The organism is Nisaea nitritireducens, from assembly GCF_014904795.1.
Classification (GTDB): domain Bacteria; phylum Pseudomonadota; class Alphaproteobacteria; order Thalassobaculales; family Thalassobaculaceae; genus Nisaea; species Nisaea nitritireducens.
The window spans coordinates 191698-207760 of record NZ_JACZFS010000019.1 but is presented as its reverse complement, the minus strand read 5'-3'; the positions used below and the strand labels follow the sequence as shown (position 1 = coordinate 207760).

The window sequence follows — 16063 nt, the reverse complement described above, 5'->3', positions numbered from 1 at the left end:
CCGGCGTCTGCTTTTGTTTATCTACTGTTTCAGGCGCGGTTTCTCGATATTCGCAAGATCGCAATGCGCGTCGGCCATGGCGGAGAAATCCTGTTTGCCGAAGCCCCGGGCGCGGGCGGCGGTGAACATCTCCCGCGCGGCGGCGGCCATCGGCATCGGCACCTTGGCGGCATTCGCGGCCTGGATGATCAGCGAAAGATCCTTGTGGGCGAGATCGATGGTGAAGCCCGGCGCAGTATCGCCTTTCAGCACCTTGTCCGGCCAGTTCACCTTGAGCTGACCGTTTACCGCCGTCGTGCCGTAGATCACATCCAGCGTCCGCTCCAGATCGAGTCCGAAGCCCTGTGACAGGGCTAGTGCCTCGGCATTGAACTGGCAGGACGCGACGGCGAGGAAATTGTTCACGAGTTTCGTGCGGGTTCCGGTACCGACACCGCCGCAATGATAGACGGTGGTTCCCATGGCTTCGAGCATCGGCTTCACCCGCTCGAAATCTTCCGGCTCGGCACCGACCATGAAGAGGGATTCACCCCGGTCCGCATGCTGGGCGAGGCGGCCGACCGGTGCATCGACAAAGCTCAGGCCCTTTGCCTTGGCGGCCGCAGCCAGTTCGTCCGTCGTCTCCGGGTCGACCGTGCTCATGTCGAGGATGAGGGCGCCTTTCGGGGCGTTCGCGATAATCCCGTCCGGCCCGGCGACAACCTCACGCACAACGGGCGAGTCGGGCAGCATGGTCACGATCACCTCGGACTTGCTGGCGACTTCGGCGACGGTTGCTGCGCTCGATGCCTGCAGCAGCTCAAGCTCCTTCACCGCATCCTGATTGATGTCGTTGACGACCAGCCGGAAACCCTTGCGGCAAAGGTTGGACGCCATCGGGCGTCCCATGCGGCCAAGTCCGATAAAACCGACAGTCATTTGGTTTCTTCCTCCCAGAAGATGCCGAGACCGTGCGGCTGGTTCAGCCTAGCCGGTCTTCATGCATTTGATTGAGCGCGGCGGAGGGATCCGCCGGTATCGATGGAGGAAGAATTACCACGCCATGGGGCGGGCGGTCATTGGCCGGAAAGCGCAGGGCGTCATTCCGCCATGTCACGACCTGCGAGTGCTCAGGCGCGCTTCATCAGGTCCCGCTCGTCCCGCCATGCCCACCAGCGGGACATCAGGTCGGCCACTTTCCGGGAAAACGGCTTGAAAGGGACCTTCTTGAAGGGCAGGTCGTCGAAGGCGGTCTCCGCATTCGCCTCGCCGAGGATCCGGCGGGACAGCTTCATGGCAAAGTAGAGACTACGGGTGACGCCAGAGCCGCAATAGCCGCCCGCGAGCCAGACGCCGTCCTCGAAACCGAGGTGAGGGGAGTGGTCCGGGGTATAGGCGACATCGCCGTACCAGACATGCGCGGCGCCGATGTTTTCAAGCTGCGGGAATACGCGGAGAGCTGCTGTCCGGATGGCGGCGGCGCGCACCTCCGGCGTGCAGCCCGGCTCGCCCATGCGGCCGCCGAAGATGAAGCGCTTGCCGTCCGGCGAAGGGCGGAACCACATGAAGATCCGGGCGGATTCGCCGAACATTCGGCCTTTCGGCGACAGCTCGGCCATCAGATCCACCGGAATTTCCTCGGTGGCGATGGCACCTGTCCGGATCTGCACCACGCGCTGGTGCATTGCATTGCTGCGGCGGTCGGCATAGCCGTTGGTCGCAACCAGAACGTCGCGGGCCTTTACCACTGTGTCTGCGCAGAAGATTTCCGTTTCCGTGCCGTCGCGGCGCATGCCCTTGACGGGCGTCGAGGGAAACAGCATCGCGCCGGCTTCGATTGCCTTCTCGGCCAGGGCATTGACGAGCTTGCGCGGGTGAATGCCGCCATCGCGATGGTAGACCACGCCGCCATCGAAGAAATCCGTGCCGATCTCGGCCCGCTGGTTCTCCTTGCCGATCATCTCAAATGGCAGGCCGACGGCCTTGTTCAGCTTCTCGCATTCCCGCGCTGTCGCATCATAGCCAGCGACGCTGCGGGCGCCCCGGAAGCGGCCGGTCATTTGCAGATCGCAATCGAGCTTTTCTTCCGCGACGAAGCGTTCGAAATAGTCGAGCGCGTTCATGCCCTCCTGCATGATCGCATGGGCTTTCGCCTCGCCATACTGGGAGGTCAGACCGGCGATACCGAGCTGATGAAAGCTGGGGCCGACCATGCCGCCGTTGCGGGATGAGCAGCCATGGCCGATCTCTTCCGCGTCAAACACAGCGACGGAGCGGCCCGCCCGTGCCAGATGGATGGCTGCGGCAAGCCCGGTATATCCAGCGCCGACGATGGCCACGTCGACACGCTCCGGCAGCGTGCTTTCTGTTGTGGTCCGGGCCGGACTGGCGCTTGCGTTCCAGTAGATACTATTGCTTGCCATGGCTCAGTCCTTCACGGTCCAGCTATCCCGGTGCCTGGCGGTGGGGAACCTGTCCTCGAGACCCAACTCCGCGATCCGCTCGATGCTTGCCTCGAAAAGATTGCGCATGATGGGCATGGTTTCCGGCTCCAGCGCAACGCGGCGGATGGTGTCCTCGCGGCCCTGATAGGCCTCGTACAGGGTACGCAGATCGGCAACGGCGTCAGTAGCGGATATATCGATCCGCAGATCGTAAGTGTCGATGCCGTGCTCTCCGGTAACACGCAGGGCCGCCGAGCGGAGCGGGCCGAGGATTTCGCCGCCGCTGTCGCGTCCGGCTTCCAACGCCTTCATCAGCCGTTCGGCGAGCGGCAGGGAAGGATCGCGGGAGAAGGCGTCGGCCATCTTCTGGGTCACTTCCGGATTGGCGAGGATATTGCCGAGTGCGAGACAGTTTCGGCCGACCGTATGGGAGTAGATCGAATACATCCGGCGGCCGTGATAGGCAGCTGCCCTTCCGTCGGAATCGAGCGCACCGATCTGGCGCCATTCGATATCGGCGGTGGAGGCGCAAACCTCCGAGACGACCGCATCCGCCGCGGCGCCCTTTGAAAGCAGGGAGATGCCGAGATCGCCGAGACGGCTGTCGGTCCGGTGCTGGGACAGCATGGCGCCGCGGCCATGGGAGAGGCGCACGCAGCGCGACCCAACGGCCAGGTCGGATGTGGTGATGGCCGCGCCATAGCAGCCAGTGCGCTCGCAGCGTCCGATGATCGAAAAGGTCATGTAGTCCCCCTTGGCTCCCGCCGGGCGGGATTATTTTTTTCAGGCCGGGTCGGTCGCCGGAAGCGGCACGCCCCTGTCTTCTGCTTCGAACCGCTGCCACATCGCCTCGGTCGCGTTCTGTGCTTCCGTCACGGCGGCCTTCTCGTCGACGGTCAGCAATTCCCTGTCCCGCATCAGGAACCGGCCGTCGACCATGGTGTCGGTGACCAGTCCCGGATGTCCGTAATGCACCAGATTCGAGATCGCGGAAAGCCGTGGCGTCATGGCCGGTGTCATCAGGTCGATCATGGCGAGATCGGCCTTCATGCCCGGCGCGATATGACCGATGCCCGGATGGTCCAGCGCGCGGGCGGCATTCACGGTGGCGTAATTGAAAATGTCGTTCGGTGTCGGCGTGACCGACCGGCCATAGGCGCCGCGATGCACGGTCAGGCCGAGCTTCATGGCGTGGAACATGTCTTCGGTCATATTGTCCGTACCGAGCGCGATATTCACACCTGATTCGAGGATCGCCTTGATCGGCAGGCTGTGCGGGCCCTTGGCGGACATCGACGCGGGGCAATGGGCGAAATGGGTACCGGTCTCGGCCAGGATCTGGACATCCTGCTCGGTGCAGAAGGTCCAATGCACGGCCAGCAGATCGTCGCCGAGGAAATCGTTGCGTTGCAGATACTCCGTCGAGGTGCAGCCATGCAGGCTCTCGACCTGTTTCTTCTCACTGATGATCTGGCTGAGATGCACCGTGCGGCGCAGGCTATGTTGCCGCGCGAGCTTCTTCAGCTCCGCCAGCATCCAGGGACTGCAATTGTCCGGTGCGTGAGCGGAGATCATCACCCGGACGCGGTCGTCCTCGGTGCCGTGGAAGCGCTCGATCAGATCGCGGGTACGGGCAAGGAAGGTCTCGCCGAATTCCCTGTCGAACCGGTAGGTGCCGCTGCCGACCTCGGTAGTCACAGCGTCGGCGCAGCTTTCGGCGAGCCAGAGCCGCATGCCGGTATCGACCATTGCAGGTGCGTAATCGGCGACATGGCGCAGTGGGTCGACCATCGTCGTGGTGCCGGAGCGGATTGCCTCGGCGCAGGCCAGGCGGGCGATGGCGGCGCGTTCCTGCGGCTCCAGCAGATAGGAGGCTGGAACCATGTACTGGTAGACGAGGTTGCCCTCGATATCCTCGACCGTGCCCCGCAGCACAAGCAGCACCGCGTGGGTGTGGGCGTTTATCAGGCCGGGGGTGACCAGCCGGTCAGTCATGTCGACGGGCTCGAAATCCGCGAAGTCGGTGCCGTTCAGGCTGTCGGCTATGGCAGCGATCCGGCTGCCGTCGATGGCGATATGGCCCCGGCGGATTTCGGGTTTTCCATCCGCGCCATGGTGGACATAGCGGGCGTCACGCAGCAGCAATCGGGTCATGTCATGCGGTCTTCTTGCGCAGGGAAACGGCGGCAGTGGCAATCAGGGAAAGGACAACGAGGAAGGTGGCGACCGCCGCGATGGTCGGATCGATACTCTCCTGAATGCCTTCCCAGATCTGTTTCGGCAGCGTGTTTACAGTGCGGACGGTGAGGAACAAAACGCCGACGATTTCATCGAAGCTGACGATGAAGGCGAAGATGCCGCCGGTCAACATGCCGGGGCGGATAGCCGGAATGATCACCGAGATCACCGTTTGCCAGACCGAAGCGCCGAGGCTCCGCGCGGCCTGGGTAATGCGGCGGTCAAGATTGGCCAGCGCTGTGAAGACGGAGATCGAGACGTAGGGCAGCGCCAGCAGGGTGTGGGCCAGGATGACGCCGAAATAGGTGTCGATCAGATCGAGCTTTACCCAGAACCGGTAGAAGCCGAGGGACTGGACCACGGGCGGCACCAGAATTGGCACAATCAGGACCCAGCGGGCGATGGTCGAGGCCCGGTTCGAAATCAGCCAGCAGCCGATAGAGAAGGCGGTGCCGAGCACGGTGGCGGCTATCGCCACCGCGACGCCGATCCAGATACTGGTCCAGGTCGCGCCGAGCCATTCGGCGGAGCTGAAATAGTTCTCATAGTGCTGCAGGGAAAGATGCTGTTTCGGCAGGCCGATATAGCTGGTGTCGGTCAGCGAGATCGGAATGACCACGAGCAGCGGCAGCAGCAGAAACGCGAGGACGGCCCAGGCCCCTGTATTGAAGAAGATTCGGAACGGCGAGGTCTTCATCAGTTGCGCTCCAGCAGGGCCGACTTCAGGTTCACGAAGCGCGCCGCGATGAGCAGGACCAGGGCGGTCGCGACCAGCAGGGCCACCGAAAGCGCCGAGCCGAGGCCCCAGGCCAGGAATTCCTGGATCTGGTAGGTGATGTATTCGGAGATCATCAGCACGCGGCCGCCGCCAAGCAGCGCCGGGGTGACGAAAAAGCCGAGGGAAAGAACGAAAACCAGCAGTGCGCCGGAGAACACGCCAGGCAGCGTCTGCGGAAAATAGACCGAGCGGAAGGCCGTCCATTCGCTGGCGCCGAGGCCGCGCGCCGCATCCGTATAGGAACGCGAAATGCCGCGCATATTGGCCAGCATCGGCAGCACCGCGAAGGGTAGCATGACGTGAATCATGGCGATCAGAACGCCGAGTTCATTGTGCATCAGGCGCAGGGGGCTGGAGATCAGTCCGATATCGCGCAGGGTGTCGTTCACCAGACCGGAACGGCCGAGCAGTATGATCCAGCTGAAGGAGCGGATCAGCACCGAAACCCAGAAGGGCAGCAGCACCAGCGCCATCATCAGGGGCGTCAGGCGGCTGACGAAGTTCGAGATCGCATAGGCGACAATATAGCCGAGCAGCAGGCAGCCGACGGTGGTGATGGCGGCGACACGGAAGGTCAGGATGAAGCTGGTCTTGACCGCGTTCGACTCCGTCATCTTCACGTAGTTGCCGAAACCGGTGGCCGGTTCGGTGAAGGAAATCTCCCAGATGCCCAGAACGGGCAGGATGTAGAAGATTACCATGATGGCCAGCGCGGGCAGCACTAGCATCCAATAGCGGGTCTGGTCGTTCAGACGCGGCATGTCGGCTCCGGTCGGGGAAGGGTCATAAAGGAACGGGGCGGCTCCTGGAGGGAGGCGCCGCCCCGCCCGCCGGACGGCTTAGTTGATAAGCGCGTCCACGTAGAGTTCTTCGGCCGAGATCTGGTTCTTTGCGTACCAGGTGTCGTTGTACATAATCTGGGTGGCCAGATTTTCAGGGCTCGACGGATTCCATTTCTGCATCGAGTCCGGCACCAGAGCGGCGGCGGCCGGGTTGGCCGGACCACAACCGATCATCTCAAGCCATTTGACCTGCAGTTCCGGTGTCTGGGCATGGGCGATGAACTTCATCACCTCTTCCGTGCCGGCCGGGTTGCTCTTCGGGACAACCCAGATGCCCGGAGCGACGACGCCGCCATTGAAGGTGACTGTGAAGCTGCCTTCTTCCATCTGGTCTTTCAGCAGATGGGCACGGGTCGACCAGATGTTGCCGATGGAGACTTCTTCCTGCAGGAACAGGTTCTGGCTGTCGCTGCCGGAGCCCCAGACGATGACATGCTCGCGGAGCTGGCGGAAACGGTCGATGGAGGCCTTGATGCCGTCATCGGTGCCGAGGGCTTCGTAAACGTCCTTCGGAGCAACTCCCATGGACATCGTGGCGCTTTCCAGCATGCCGCGGACCGACTTGCGGAACGTCCGCATGCCCGGAAAGTCTTTGACGTTCCAAACATCTTCCCAGCTCTGCGGAACATTGCCGCCGAGCAGTTTCGGGTTCGAGGCCAGCACGTAGGAATAGACGTAGTTGCCGACACCGTTGTTGTAGACGGCGCCGTCGAGCACCTTGGACTTGTCGACAATGCTGTAATCGATCGGCTGGGTGACGCCCGCTTTTTCCAGGATCAGCGCCGAGCCGGCGCCACTGTCGCACAGGTCCCAGACTACTGCGTTACTTTCGACCATTGCGCGGATCTTGCCGGCGGACGGGCCGGCGCCGTCCACGGTGACCTTGATGCCGGTTTCCTTGGTGTAGGTATCGCACATGACTTCCTGAAGGATGTCCTTGGCTTTACCGCCCCAGTTCACGACGATGATTTCCGTCGTCGCGGCCATTGTCTTGCCGCTAAGCGCCGGCAGGATACCCAGCGCGCCCATTGCGGCGATGAAGCCGCGGCGGGTCAGCAGGCCCTGCTTGTAACGCTCTACCGCGATCTCCGCGATATCGGCCTTGGCTTCAAAATCTGTTGTTTCGGTCATGTCTTTCTCCATTTCGATGAACCCCCTGTTTCTTGCTTTTGCGAGGCGTTGCTATTCAGCCTCGAGAATCACACAGGCATCCGCGTCCCAGCCGAAGCCGAGCTGGAGGCCAGGGTTGGGGTTGATGCCGGATTTCCAGGTCGGGCAGGAGACGAGGATCTGCCCCAGAACAGAATGGGTGAGGAGCACCTGGCAGCGTTCGCCGAGATAGCTCACCTGCTTCACCGTGCCGGTCAGGAATTCCTTGCCGGGCTCCGTCAACCGGATCCGCTCTGGCCTGAGGGCGATTTCGGCACTGTTGCCGACGGTCCCCGCATGACCGGTTGCATCCACCGGGAAGGCTGCTTCACCGGCGACGCATTCGAGATGATCGCCCTCGCGGCTCTTCACCTTGACGCTGAGGAAATTCGACTTGCCGAGGAAGTCCGCGACGAAACGGGTCCGCGGCTTGTTGTAGAGCGTGTCCGGGATGCCGGATTGCTGGATTTTGCCATCCTTCAGGATGACGATCCGATCGGACATGGAGAGGGCTTCGTCCTGGTCGTGGGTTACGTAGATGAAGGTGACGCCGAGCTGGTCGTGCAGGGCCTTCAGCTCCCACTGCAGGTCCGCGCGGAGTTTCTTGTCGAGCGCGGAGAGCGGCTCATCCAGCAATAACACCTGAGGCTTGAAGGAAAGCGCACGGGCCAGGGCGATACGCTGCTGCTGCCCGCCGGAAAGCTGGCTCGGCATGCGGTCGGCATAAGCGCCCATCTGCACCAGTTCGAGGCATTCATCGACCCGTGCGCGGATCTCGCTCGCCGGGCGTTTGCGGATTTTCAGGGGGAAGCCGACATTCTGCCGCACGGTCATCGTCGGGAACAGGGCATAACCCTGGAAAACCATGCCGAAATCGCGGTGCTCCGGCGGCTCGTTCGTGATGTCGCGGCCGCGCAGGGAAACACTTCCCTCGGACAGGTCCGTGAAGCCCGCAATCGCGGTCAGGAGCGTCGTCTTTCCCGAGCCGGACGGGCCCAGCAGGGTCAGAAACTCACCCTCGGCGACATCCAGGTCGACATGATCCAAAGCATGGACCGGTCCGTAGCGCTTGACCGAGTTTCGGATGGAAAGAATCGGATTGCTCATAGAGTGCAGGCGTCCCGTCTGTATGGGCGGCCGGGAGCGGTTCGGCCAGGATCGGGACGGAGCAGATCATGCAGGTCTAAAACCTGAAAATAATATTTTGCTCCTGTTTTATAATGTCAGTTTATAGGTGTTGGCTTGGTCGCTGGAATGTCGTGATTTTTCAGAAAGTCGCTGAAGAACCTCTGGAACTGGAGTGCCAGGTTCGACGTCGGGAACAGGTTGCAGGAAATGCAGTGAAGGCTGAGGGGCAGGACGGGATGGGTCGGACGGGCCGAGAGCGTGGTGAGGTCCCGGCCGAACAAGGCAAAGCTGTCCACGAGGGCAACACCCAGCCCGGCGATTGCCATCTCCAGCGCGGTCGCAGTGTGTCGGACTTCACAGAAATAGCGCCGTTCCAAGCCCTGTTTCGAGAAAACCGTGTCGATGATCTGGCCGAGCGGAGTGCCGGCTGCGTAGGAGATATGCTTCACGTGATTGAGGTCGGTGACGTTCACCCGTTCCGACAGGGCCATTTCATGATCGATCGGGCAGACGCACATCATCCGGCCTTCGGCAACGGGGCGGACGGACAGCATGGAATGGCGGGGCGGGGTGATGGAGAGGCCGAGATCGGCCCGCCCGCTGACCAGTTTCTCGATATTCTCGTCGATGCTTCCAAGCTCGATTGATAGCTTCAGCTTCGGCTTGTTCCTGACGAACTCGGCAATCACGCGCGGCAGGATCCCATGGCCGATCGATGGCGTGGCCACGAGATGGAGCCGGCCGACCGTGCCACCGCGCAATTCGTTGATGATGTTCTCAACGCGTTTCTGCTGCATGAAAAGATACTGCGCTTCTTGCGCAATATGCTGGGCCTCGCGGGTCGGTACCAGGCGGCCCCGTTCACGCACGAAAAGAGGAAAGCCTACCAGATCCTCGGTGTGGCGAATCATGTTGCTCACAGCCGGTTGGCTGACATTCAGGAGGTCCGCGGCCCGTGCCGTGGTGCCCACTTCGATGACGGTGCAGAGCACTTCGAGCTGGCGTGCATTGATCATGGCAATAATTTTACCTTATTAAGTCGCCCGCCAATTTTATTTCACGGTGATACTTCGCTCGTCTAGCACTTCATGTGTCGGAGCCGAAGAGGAGGGCTTTCATGAGCCGGAAAGAAGTATTCGCCGTGGCCCAAATGGGCCCTGTCCACCTTCATGACACGAAAGCCCAGGTGGTTGCGCGCCTTGTTGAAATGCTGCGCGAGGCTCACTCTCACGGCGCCCGCTGGGTCACCTTTCCGGAACTGGCGCTGACCACGTTTTTCCCGCGCTACATCTATGACAAACCGGAAGAGTACGATGTCTTCTTCGAGGAGGGGTTGCCTTCACCGGCGATGCTGCCGCTGTTCGAGGAAGCCAAAGCACTCGGCATCGGCTTCTATCTCGGCTATGCGGAAAAGCTGGAAGAGGGCGGCCGCACCCGGCGCTTTAATACCTCTGTTCTCGTTGGTCCCGACGGTGCGATCCTCGGCAAGTATCGCAAGATCCATCTTCCGGGCACGAAAGACCCGATCGGCGATCGCGAGTTCGAACATCTGGAGAAGCGCTATTTCGAGGTCGGCGACCTCGGGTTCCCGGCATTCAAGACCCCATCGGGCCGCTTCGGCATGTGCATCTGCAACGACCGGCGCTGGCCGGAGACTTTCCGCGTCATGGCACTGCGCGGGGCAGAGGTCTTCATGCTCGGCTACAACACACCGACGCGGAACATCCATCATCCGGAACCGGCACATCTGCGTGAATTCCACAACCGGCTCAGCCTGGAATCCGCCGCCTATCAGAACGGCGCCTGGGTCATGGCGGCGGCCAAATGCGGCTCCGAGGACGGCTTCGCGATGATCGGCGGCTCCGCCATCGTCGCGCCGACCGGTGAGGTTGTGGCCCGCGCCGTTTCCGAGGATGACGAGGTGATCGCCTATAACTGCGATCTCGACCTTGGCGCTTATATTCGCCGGTCCGTCTTCGATTTCGCACGGCATCGCCGGATCGAGCATTATGGGCCGATCACCGCGCAAACTGGCATTGAGGTGACGGAATGACCTTTTCTCTCGCAGGACGCTGCACGGAAACCGGCCGCATCGGTTTCGCTGTCGCCACGTCGTCCGTCTGCGTCGGTGCCCGTGTGGGCGCTATTACCGAAGGATGCGTCGTATTCTCCCAGGCCCGCACGGACCCACGTTTGCACGCAGTCGGCATCGCGGCCTGGCAGGGGGGCAAGGATGCGGCCGAAACGCTGTCCGCCATGCGCGAGGCGGCAACAGCACCGCACTGGCGTCAGCTCGGTATTTTGACATCGGCAGGAGCTCCGCTGCATTATACCGGCGCATCCTGTCTCGATCATTGCGGCGGGCTTGAAGGGGCGAACAGCCTCGCGCTCGGCAATTTCCTCGGCTCGGCCGATGTTCTGCCGGAAATGGTCCGAGGCTTTGAAGAGGCGACCGGTTCGCTCGAAGAACGCCTCCAGGCGGGCATGCTCGCCGGCGAGGCCGCCGGTAGCGAGCGGGAGCCCCTGCAATCGGCTTCGCTGAAGGTGCTTGGCAGCGAAGGGTTGATGGATGCGGATATCCGCGTCGATTTCTCGACCCATCCGCTTAAGGATCTCGGGGTACTCTGGCTGGACTGGGCGCCGAAGGCGGCGGCCTACCGCCTACGGGCCATCGATCCGGACAAGGCTCCTTCGTCTGCGGAAGTCGAGGGTCGCCCGGCTTAATAGACGTCGGAGCGGGCTCAGACCGTGCGTGAGGCGGGAAAGGTAATCGTTACTATCGTGCCCTGTCCCGGCGTGCTGTCTACATCCATGCTCGCCTCATGTGCCTCCACATGCGCCTTGACGATGGCGAGGCCGAGGCCGACTCCCTCGCGGGAACTAGTCATTGCACCCGGGCGTTGCCAGAAAGGCTGAGTGATACTCTCGATCAGCTCCGGTGAAATGCCGATACCGCTATCCTGGATAGAGAGGACGATCCGTCGTTCGTCATCGGTCCGGCTGCGGATCGTTACCACCGATCCGGCAGCGGAGAACTTCACGGCATTTGCCAGCAGGTTCTGGACGATCTGATAGAGCATCTGCGGATCGGCCCGAAGGGCGGGTAGCGTTTCAGACAAGTCGAGCGTTACGGAAATATCGTGTTCCTGTGCGGCCGGTGTCAGATCGGTGACAGCGGCATGGATCGTTTCCGTGAGGTTGATCTCGGAGTTCTCGATCCGGGACTGGAGTTTTTCAAGGCGGGCGAACTCGAGAATTTGCTCGATCATTCTCAGCAAACGCGAGCCGCTGTCCGAAATATCACTGGCATAGTCGACATAGCGCTCGTTTCCGAGCGGCCCGAACGGCTCGCCCCGCATCATGTCGGCAAAGCCGATGATGGCGTTCAGCGGTGTTCGTAATTCGTGGCTCATGTTGGCGAGGAACTGGGACTTGGCGAGGCTGGCCAGCTCAGCCTGTTCCTTCGCAGCCTTGAGCTCGATCGCGCGCTGTTTAAGCTCCGTAATGTTCGAATAAACGCAGACCATGCCGCCTTCTGCGGTACGGCGTTTGTCGACCCGGAACCACTGGTCGTCGTCCGTCTGCAGCTCATAGGGCTCGACGGAAGAGGCGAAGTGACGACGGCGATCATCGAGCCAGACTTTCGCTCTCTCATCTTCTTCGAGGGTCACACCTCGGCAGACGAGGTAATGCTTCAGCAGATCGGTATATTCCACGCCGGCGACGGCAGCATCTCCGGCATTACCCAGCATCTTGCGGAAATGGTCGTTGCACAGGATCAGATGTCGATCAGGCGAGTAGAGAACAAAACCGTCGGAGATCGCATCGATACCTTCCCGCAGGCGTTGGGAAGAGCGTTCGGCAGACTCTTCCGCTGCCTTGCGGTCGCTGATATCCCGCAACACCAGAACAAAAACGCGGTCCCGGCCTGCGATGGATTCCGTCAGCGTGATTTCGGTCGGGCGCATGACGGAGGATGTTTCCGGATCCAGAATTCCTGTCTCGATTGTCGTGGGTTCGGCAGCCGTCTGCCGCAGTATGTCCGCCGGTGCTGCCGCAAGCCCGCGCGCCCAGTCGCCGGAGAGGCGACCGGCGATGGAGTGTCCGATGAGTTCAGAGGCGGGGATACCGAATATCTGGCCCGCTGCCCGGTTTGCCGTGCGGACTTTGGCGTTTTCGCCAATCGTCACGATGGCATCGAAGCTGGCATTGACGACTTCCCGGAAGTAGGCGTCGTGCTGTTTCAGTGTGGTTTCGTTGCGCCTGCGCCGGAGAATTTCGCCGCGAAAATCGGCAAGCGCAAAATTACCGGTCACCAGGAGCAGGGCAATGATGGGGAAGCTTGCATCGACCAAGGCTCCGCCGGCGCCATACGCGGCAACTGAAGCTGTTGTCATGACTGCGACGGCGGCCAGGGCCGTCAGCGGTTTCCAGATCAGGGACGTGCGCGGCAGAAGCAAAATCAGCAGCAGCCCCAGAAGGAGTGCGGCGGCGATTTCCATCACAAAAAAACTTCGGTCACGCAATGGCGTCCGGCCGGTTAGAATTGTGTCCACAGCAAGAGCCTGCAGATGCAATCCGGACATGACGGTGTTGCCCATGCCGGTGCGAACCTTCTCTCCTATTCCGGAGGCCGAGGTCCCGATGACGACGATACGCCCGGTCAGTTCAGCCTCCGGCACATTACCCTGCAGGATTTCATGCGCTGCTAGTGTCGTGACACGCTCCGGATTGGCTGTGTCGATCCAGATGCGGCCCATGCTGTCCGTGGGCACGAACAATGGTCCGATGGACACTCCGGACATCCCCAGTGTCGAGGGAACTTCCAGCAACATGCTGGATTGGCCGAGGGCGACCCGAGCTGCCTCGAGGGCGAGCCCGGGTTCGATCGTTTCTCCGACACGAAACGCTGCCGGAGCCCGTCGCGCGGCACCGTCGGGCTCGGGGAGAAGGTTGACGATCCCTTCACCGACACCTGCCGGGCCGACTGGCGCGACACTCTCTATGAGGCCGGAAATGCCGGGAAGGTCTTCGATGTCGGGATAGCCGTGGACGGCAAAACGCCCTGGACGGGCCTGGGCGGGGGCGCCCGGGCGTCCGGGTGTCCTGGCCGCTGCCGCATTGACGGTCGGAATGGTCTGGATGGCGGCTGCGAGGGCTGCATCGTAGCTGCCAAGTTCCGACAGATTGCGGCGAAGATCTGGACTCAGTCCGGGAAGTGAGACTGCCAGGTTTTCCGGAGACATACGGTCTGGCTCTGAAAACAGTATGTCAAAGACCGCCATTGCCGCCCCGGCCTCGCGCAGGCGGTCGATAAGTTCCACATAATATATGCGTGGCCAGGGCCACTGACCGAGTTGGGCGAGGCTTTCGTCATTAACGTCCACGACGACGACAGGAGAAGCCTCGGTGTGCGTGGTTCGCGTCTGAAGCAGAAGATCGAAACCCCAGAGCCTCACGATCTGGACCGGCGTGACGTCGAGGACCCGCAGCAGGATCAGCAGGATAAGGAGACCGCCGGCAATCAATCGACTTTGGCGGATCAGACGACGCAGCTGCCCGTCTTCCGGGCCGTCAAGCCACGGAAAGTCGCTCCGCTCTTCAGAGCCGGCGGAGTCTAAAGTGCTGTGTCTGCTGCCTTCCATTCATGCCTCGTTCAGGCGTCATCGACGATCAGCCTCGCGCCCGGTCGAAGCGCATATCTCCCCTGGAAATCGACTGATGCAGCGATGTTGCCCTATCGAATAACGATTTCGACGCGCCGGTTGCGCGGCTCGGAAACTCCGTCTGCCGTTGGGACGATGGGGGCTCGTTCGCCATAGGACTCAACCGTTATGACCTCTTCGGGGACCCCGAGGTTCAGAACCTCCTGTCCGACAATGCTGGCGCGATCCAGGGCAAGCCGGTCGTTGAAGTTGGCCGAGCCGGAGCGGTCCGTATGTCCGGAGACCTCTACCTGCGGCAATTTACGCTGGCGGATTGTCTCCAGCACCTTGTCGAGAAGGATCAGGGACTCAGGTGTGAGTGTGTCTGTTCCCTGCTCGAAATAAAGCATGAAGGTCACCGGCGGTGTCGGACCAGCGGCAATTGCCGCGCCGAAAACAACGCGGACGTCGTCCTCCGCAAATGTTCCGGTGGACTTCGGAGCCGTGTCCGTACGGGCAACCAGGGCGCTGGCCCGGGAGGTGTCGAGAGTGATTGAGCCTTGCTGGTTTTCAACACGGATCACACCGAGCTTCCCGTCATCTTCGGGCAGCAGGACCACGAGCGCGCCCTTGACGGTGGCTTCCACATCGGAAAGGGCTGCAAGGAACATCTCACGGCACTTTGCGATGTCGTCTGGCTGGTGCCCCTCTTCGAGTTCCTGCATCCAGCAGTCGAAACCGCCCTGGGCACTGGCGCTGCTCGATCCTGCGACGGAACGGGCGCCGGCAGAGAAGAGGGCAGTCAATTTATCGCGCGCCTGTTTCAACTCCTGTCGGGCGGCCGGGTCCAGATCCCTCTGGTCCATCATCTCGGGTTCGACCATCTCGCCTTTGCCTGCGCGGATGGCGCGGTCGAAGAATTTGGCGGTGTCGGGCCAGTCATATTCGGTGCGTTCGAGATCGCCGAGTGCCACATACTCATTGCTGAGGCTTTGCAGGAATTGCGAATTCGGCGGTGCCATGCCTGCCAGCTCGTCCGTGTCATACGGGCCAACGGCACAGGCGCTGACCGAAATGGCGAGCAGCAGCGCGGTAGCGCCGGATCGGACGGCGCCAAGGCGCTTTGAGGTCGGGGTCTGCATGATCATGTCCTAGTTCCCGGCACCGGCTGGGACGCGAACCGCGAAGCGGGTTCCGCGAACAGCGATGACAGAGAGCGGGGTTTCGATGCGGGTTTTCTCTGGCGCGATATGGCCGATCCTGCCGGACTGGTAGACCATCGTGCCTTCCAGAATTTTCCCGAAAAAACTGAAGCTGTTGCGTTGCGGTGCAAACTCGAATTCGGCGAGCTCGAAGCGGGAATTCGGGCCGAGTGAAATCAGTGTGCCGTCACCCAGCGTAACTCCGAGCGCACCATTGGGACCTGTTAGCAGGATATCCCGGTGCTGCACGTCCAGCCCTTCGCTGGCGGGCGTCACCGAATCACCGCGCTGTACCGAGGCATCGCCACTGACAACCTTGATCGTGCCGATGGCCGGGCCGGTATCCTGCGCCGAGACAGTGCCGGTCAGCAGGAGGAAGACGAGAAACCCTGTCAGATATCGTGCCATTCGGCCTCCCCCGGACCATAGTTCTGATTTTTATATTGGAATAACCATGGAGTGTGTAGACGAAGGGGAAGCGACGTCAAGTGCCCGGGCCGAAAACTGTGGGTTTAGTATGCAGTGCGATCAAGGCGCCCCCGGGGATCCATTGCATTCAATGACTTTTGAATTGACTGTAACGTGTGAACGGAAGGTCTCGTGCCTGCAGCAAGCCGGAACATCGGCGATTTTGACCGTTAATGGTGGGAGAATTTTT

The 16063-nt window shown here is 61.5% G+C and carries 14 protein-coding genes; 2 read left to right on the top strand and 12 right to left on the bottom strand.

Features of this window, described 5'->3' with window-relative positions; translation table 11 throughout:
* Nucleotides 1-21 precede the first annotated feature (21 nt).
* The 9 genes from IG629_RS08420 to IG629_RS08380 form a co-directional block, all read right to left on the bottom strand.
* Complete coding sequence (locus IG629_RS08420) at nt 22-918, bottom strand: NAD(P)-dependent oxidoreductase (RefSeq protein ID WP_193171504.1); 897 nt, start codon at nt 916-918, stop codon at nt 22-24.
* Between the two features lie 191 nt (nt 919-1109).
* Entirely contained in the window at nt 1110-2402 is a 1293-nt protein-coding gene (locus tag IG629_RS08415; RefSeq protein ID WP_193171503.1) for an NAD(P)/FAD-dependent oxidoreductase, read from the bottom strand.
* A gap of 3 nt (nt 2403-2405) precedes the next feature.
* A complete protein-coding gene (locus IG629_RS08410; protein ID WP_193171502.1) occupies nt 2406-3167 on the bottom strand; it encodes a DUF1028 domain-containing protein in 762 nt (253 codons plus the stop codon).
* A 39-nt stretch (nt 3168-3206) separates the two neighbouring features.
* Entirely contained in the window at nt 3207-4577 is a 1371-nt protein-coding gene (locus tag IG629_RS08405) for an amidohydrolase family protein (RefSeq protein ID WP_193171501.1), read from the bottom strand.
* Between the two features lies 1 nt (nt 4578).
* A complete protein-coding gene (locus IG629_RS08400; RefSeq protein ID WP_193171500.1) occupies nt 4579-5358 on the bottom strand; it encodes an ABC transporter permease in 780 nt (259 codons plus the stop codon).
* Nucleotides 5358-6200: an ABC transporter permease gene (locus IG629_RS08395; RefSeq protein WP_193171499.1), complete on the bottom strand. Its 843-nt coding sequence runs from the start codon at nt 6198-6200 to the stop codon at nt 5358-5360. Before IG629_RS08395 ends, IG629_RS08400 begins: the two co-directional genes overlap by 1 nt.
* A 78-nt stretch (nt 6201-6278) precedes the next feature.
* Nucleotides 6279-7412, bottom strand: a complete 1134-nt coding sequence (locus IG629_RS08390) for an extracellular solute-binding protein (protein ID WP_036553269.1) — start codon at nt 7410-7412, stop codon at nt 6279-6281.
* Nucleotides 7413-7463: 51 nt separating this feature from the next.
* Nucleotides 7464-8537 carry an ABC transporter ATP-binding protein gene (locus IG629_RS08385; protein WP_193171498.1) on the bottom strand — a complete coding sequence of 358 codons (1074 nt, stop codon included), beginning with the start codon at nt 8535-8537 and terminating at the stop codon, nt 7464-7466.
* Nucleotides 8538-8653: 116 nt separating this feature from the next.
* Complete coding sequence (locus IG629_RS08380; protein WP_028465691.1) at nt 8654-9574, bottom strand: LysR family transcriptional regulator; 921 nt, start codon at nt 9572-9574, stop codon at nt 8654-8656.
* Between the two features lie 101 nt (nt 9575-9675).
* On the opposite strand from IG629_RS08380, the gene IG629_RS08375 reads away from it, so the two are divergent.
* Together IG629_RS08375 and IG629_RS08370 are read left to right on the top strand one after the other, a co-directional pair.
* Nucleotides 9676-10611, top strand: a complete 936-nt coding sequence (locus IG629_RS08375; protein ID WP_226886541.1) for an N-carbamoyl-D-amino-acid hydrolase — start codon at nt 9676-9678, stop codon at nt 10609-10611.
* On the top strand, nt 10608-11282 hold the full coding sequence (locus IG629_RS08370; RefSeq protein WP_193171497.1) for a DUF1028 domain-containing protein: 675 nt from the start codon (nt 10608-10610) through the stop codon (nt 11280-11282). The genes IG629_RS08375 and IG629_RS08370 overlap by 4 nt, the downstream gene beginning before the upstream one ends.
* 17 nt (nt 11283-11299) lie before the next feature.
* Here IG629_RS08370 and IG629_RS08365 read toward each other — a convergent pair whose 3' ends face one another.
* From IG629_RS08365 to IG629_RS08355, 3 genes are all read right to left on the bottom strand, one after another.
* Nucleotides 11300-14203 carry a CHASE2 domain-containing protein gene (locus IG629_RS08365; protein WP_193171496.1) on the bottom strand — a complete coding sequence of 968 codons (2904 nt, stop codon included), beginning with the start codon at nt 14201-14203 and terminating at the stop codon, nt 11300-11302.
* Between the two features lie 92 nt (nt 14204-14295).
* Nucleotides 14296-15351: an OmpA family protein gene (locus tag IG629_RS08360; protein ID WP_193171495.1), complete on the bottom strand. Its 1056-nt coding sequence runs from the start codon at nt 15349-15351 to the stop codon at nt 14296-14298.
* 3 nt (nt 15352-15354) lie between these two features.
* Nucleotides 15355-15813 (bottom strand): FecR family protein, encoded by a 459-nt coding sequence (locus tag IG629_RS08355; RefSeq protein ID WP_193171494.1) that lies wholly within the window; start codon nt 15811-15813, stop codon nt 15355-15357.
* Nucleotides 15814-16063 lie beyond the last annotated feature (250 nt).

Excerpts from the sequence above, each read along its gene's own strand:
- IG629_RS08405 (WP_193171501.1), bottom strand. The coding sequence starts at position 4,577 with ATGACCCGATTGCTGCTGCGTGACGCCCGCTATGTCCACCATGGCGCG.
- IG629_RS08355 (WP_193171494.1), bottom strand. The coding sequence starts at position 15,813 with ATGGCACGATATCTGACAGGGTTTCTCGTCTTCCTCCTGCTGACCGGC.
- IG629_RS08415 (WP_193171503.1), bottom strand. The coding sequence starts at position 2,402 with ATGGCAAGCAATAGTATCTACTGGAACGCAAGCGCCAGTCCGGCCCGG.
- IG629_RS08385 (WP_193171498.1), bottom strand. The coding sequence starts at position 8,537 with ATGAGCAATCCGATTCTTTCCATCCGAAACTCGGTCAAGCGCTACGGA.
- IG629_RS08395 (WP_193171499.1), bottom strand. The coding sequence starts at position 6,200 with ATGCCGCGTCTGAACGACCAGACCCGCTATTGGATGCTAGTGCTGCCC.
- IG629_RS08360 (WP_193171495.1), bottom strand. The coding sequence starts at position 15,351 with ATGATCATGCAGACCCCGACCTCAAAGCGCCTTGGCGCCGTCCGATCC.
- IG629_RS08375 (WP_226886541.1), top strand. The coding sequence starts at position 9,676 with ATGAGCCGGAAAGAAGTATTCGCCGTGGCCCAAATGGGCCCTGTCCAC.
- IG629_RS08370 (WP_193171497.1), top strand. The coding sequence starts at position 10,608 with ATGACCTTTTCTCTCGCAGGACGCTGCACGGAAACCGGCCGCATCGGT.
- IG629_RS08400 (WP_193171500.1), bottom strand. The coding sequence starts at position 5,358 with ATGAAGACCTCGCCGTTCCGAATCTTCTTCAATACAGGGGCCTGGGCC.
- IG629_RS08410 (WP_193171502.1), bottom strand. The coding sequence starts at position 3,167 with ATGACCTTTTCGATCATCGGACGCTGCGAGCGCACTGGCTGCTATGGC.
- IG629_RS08365 (WP_193171496.1), bottom strand. The coding sequence starts at position 14,203 with ATGGAAGGCAGCAGACACAGCACTTTAGACTCCGCCGGCTCTGAAGAG.
- IG629_RS08420 (WP_193171504.1), bottom strand. The coding sequence starts at position 918 with ATGACTGTCGGTTTTATCGGACTTGGCCGCATGGGACGCCCGATGGCG.
- IG629_RS08390 (WP_036553269.1), bottom strand. The coding sequence starts at position 7,412 with ATGACCGAAACAACAGATTTTGAAGCCAAGGCCGATATCGCGGAGATC.
- IG629_RS08380 (WP_028465691.1), bottom strand. The coding sequence starts at position 9,574 with ATGATCAATGCACGCCAGCTCGAAGTGCTCTGCACCGTCATCGAAGTG.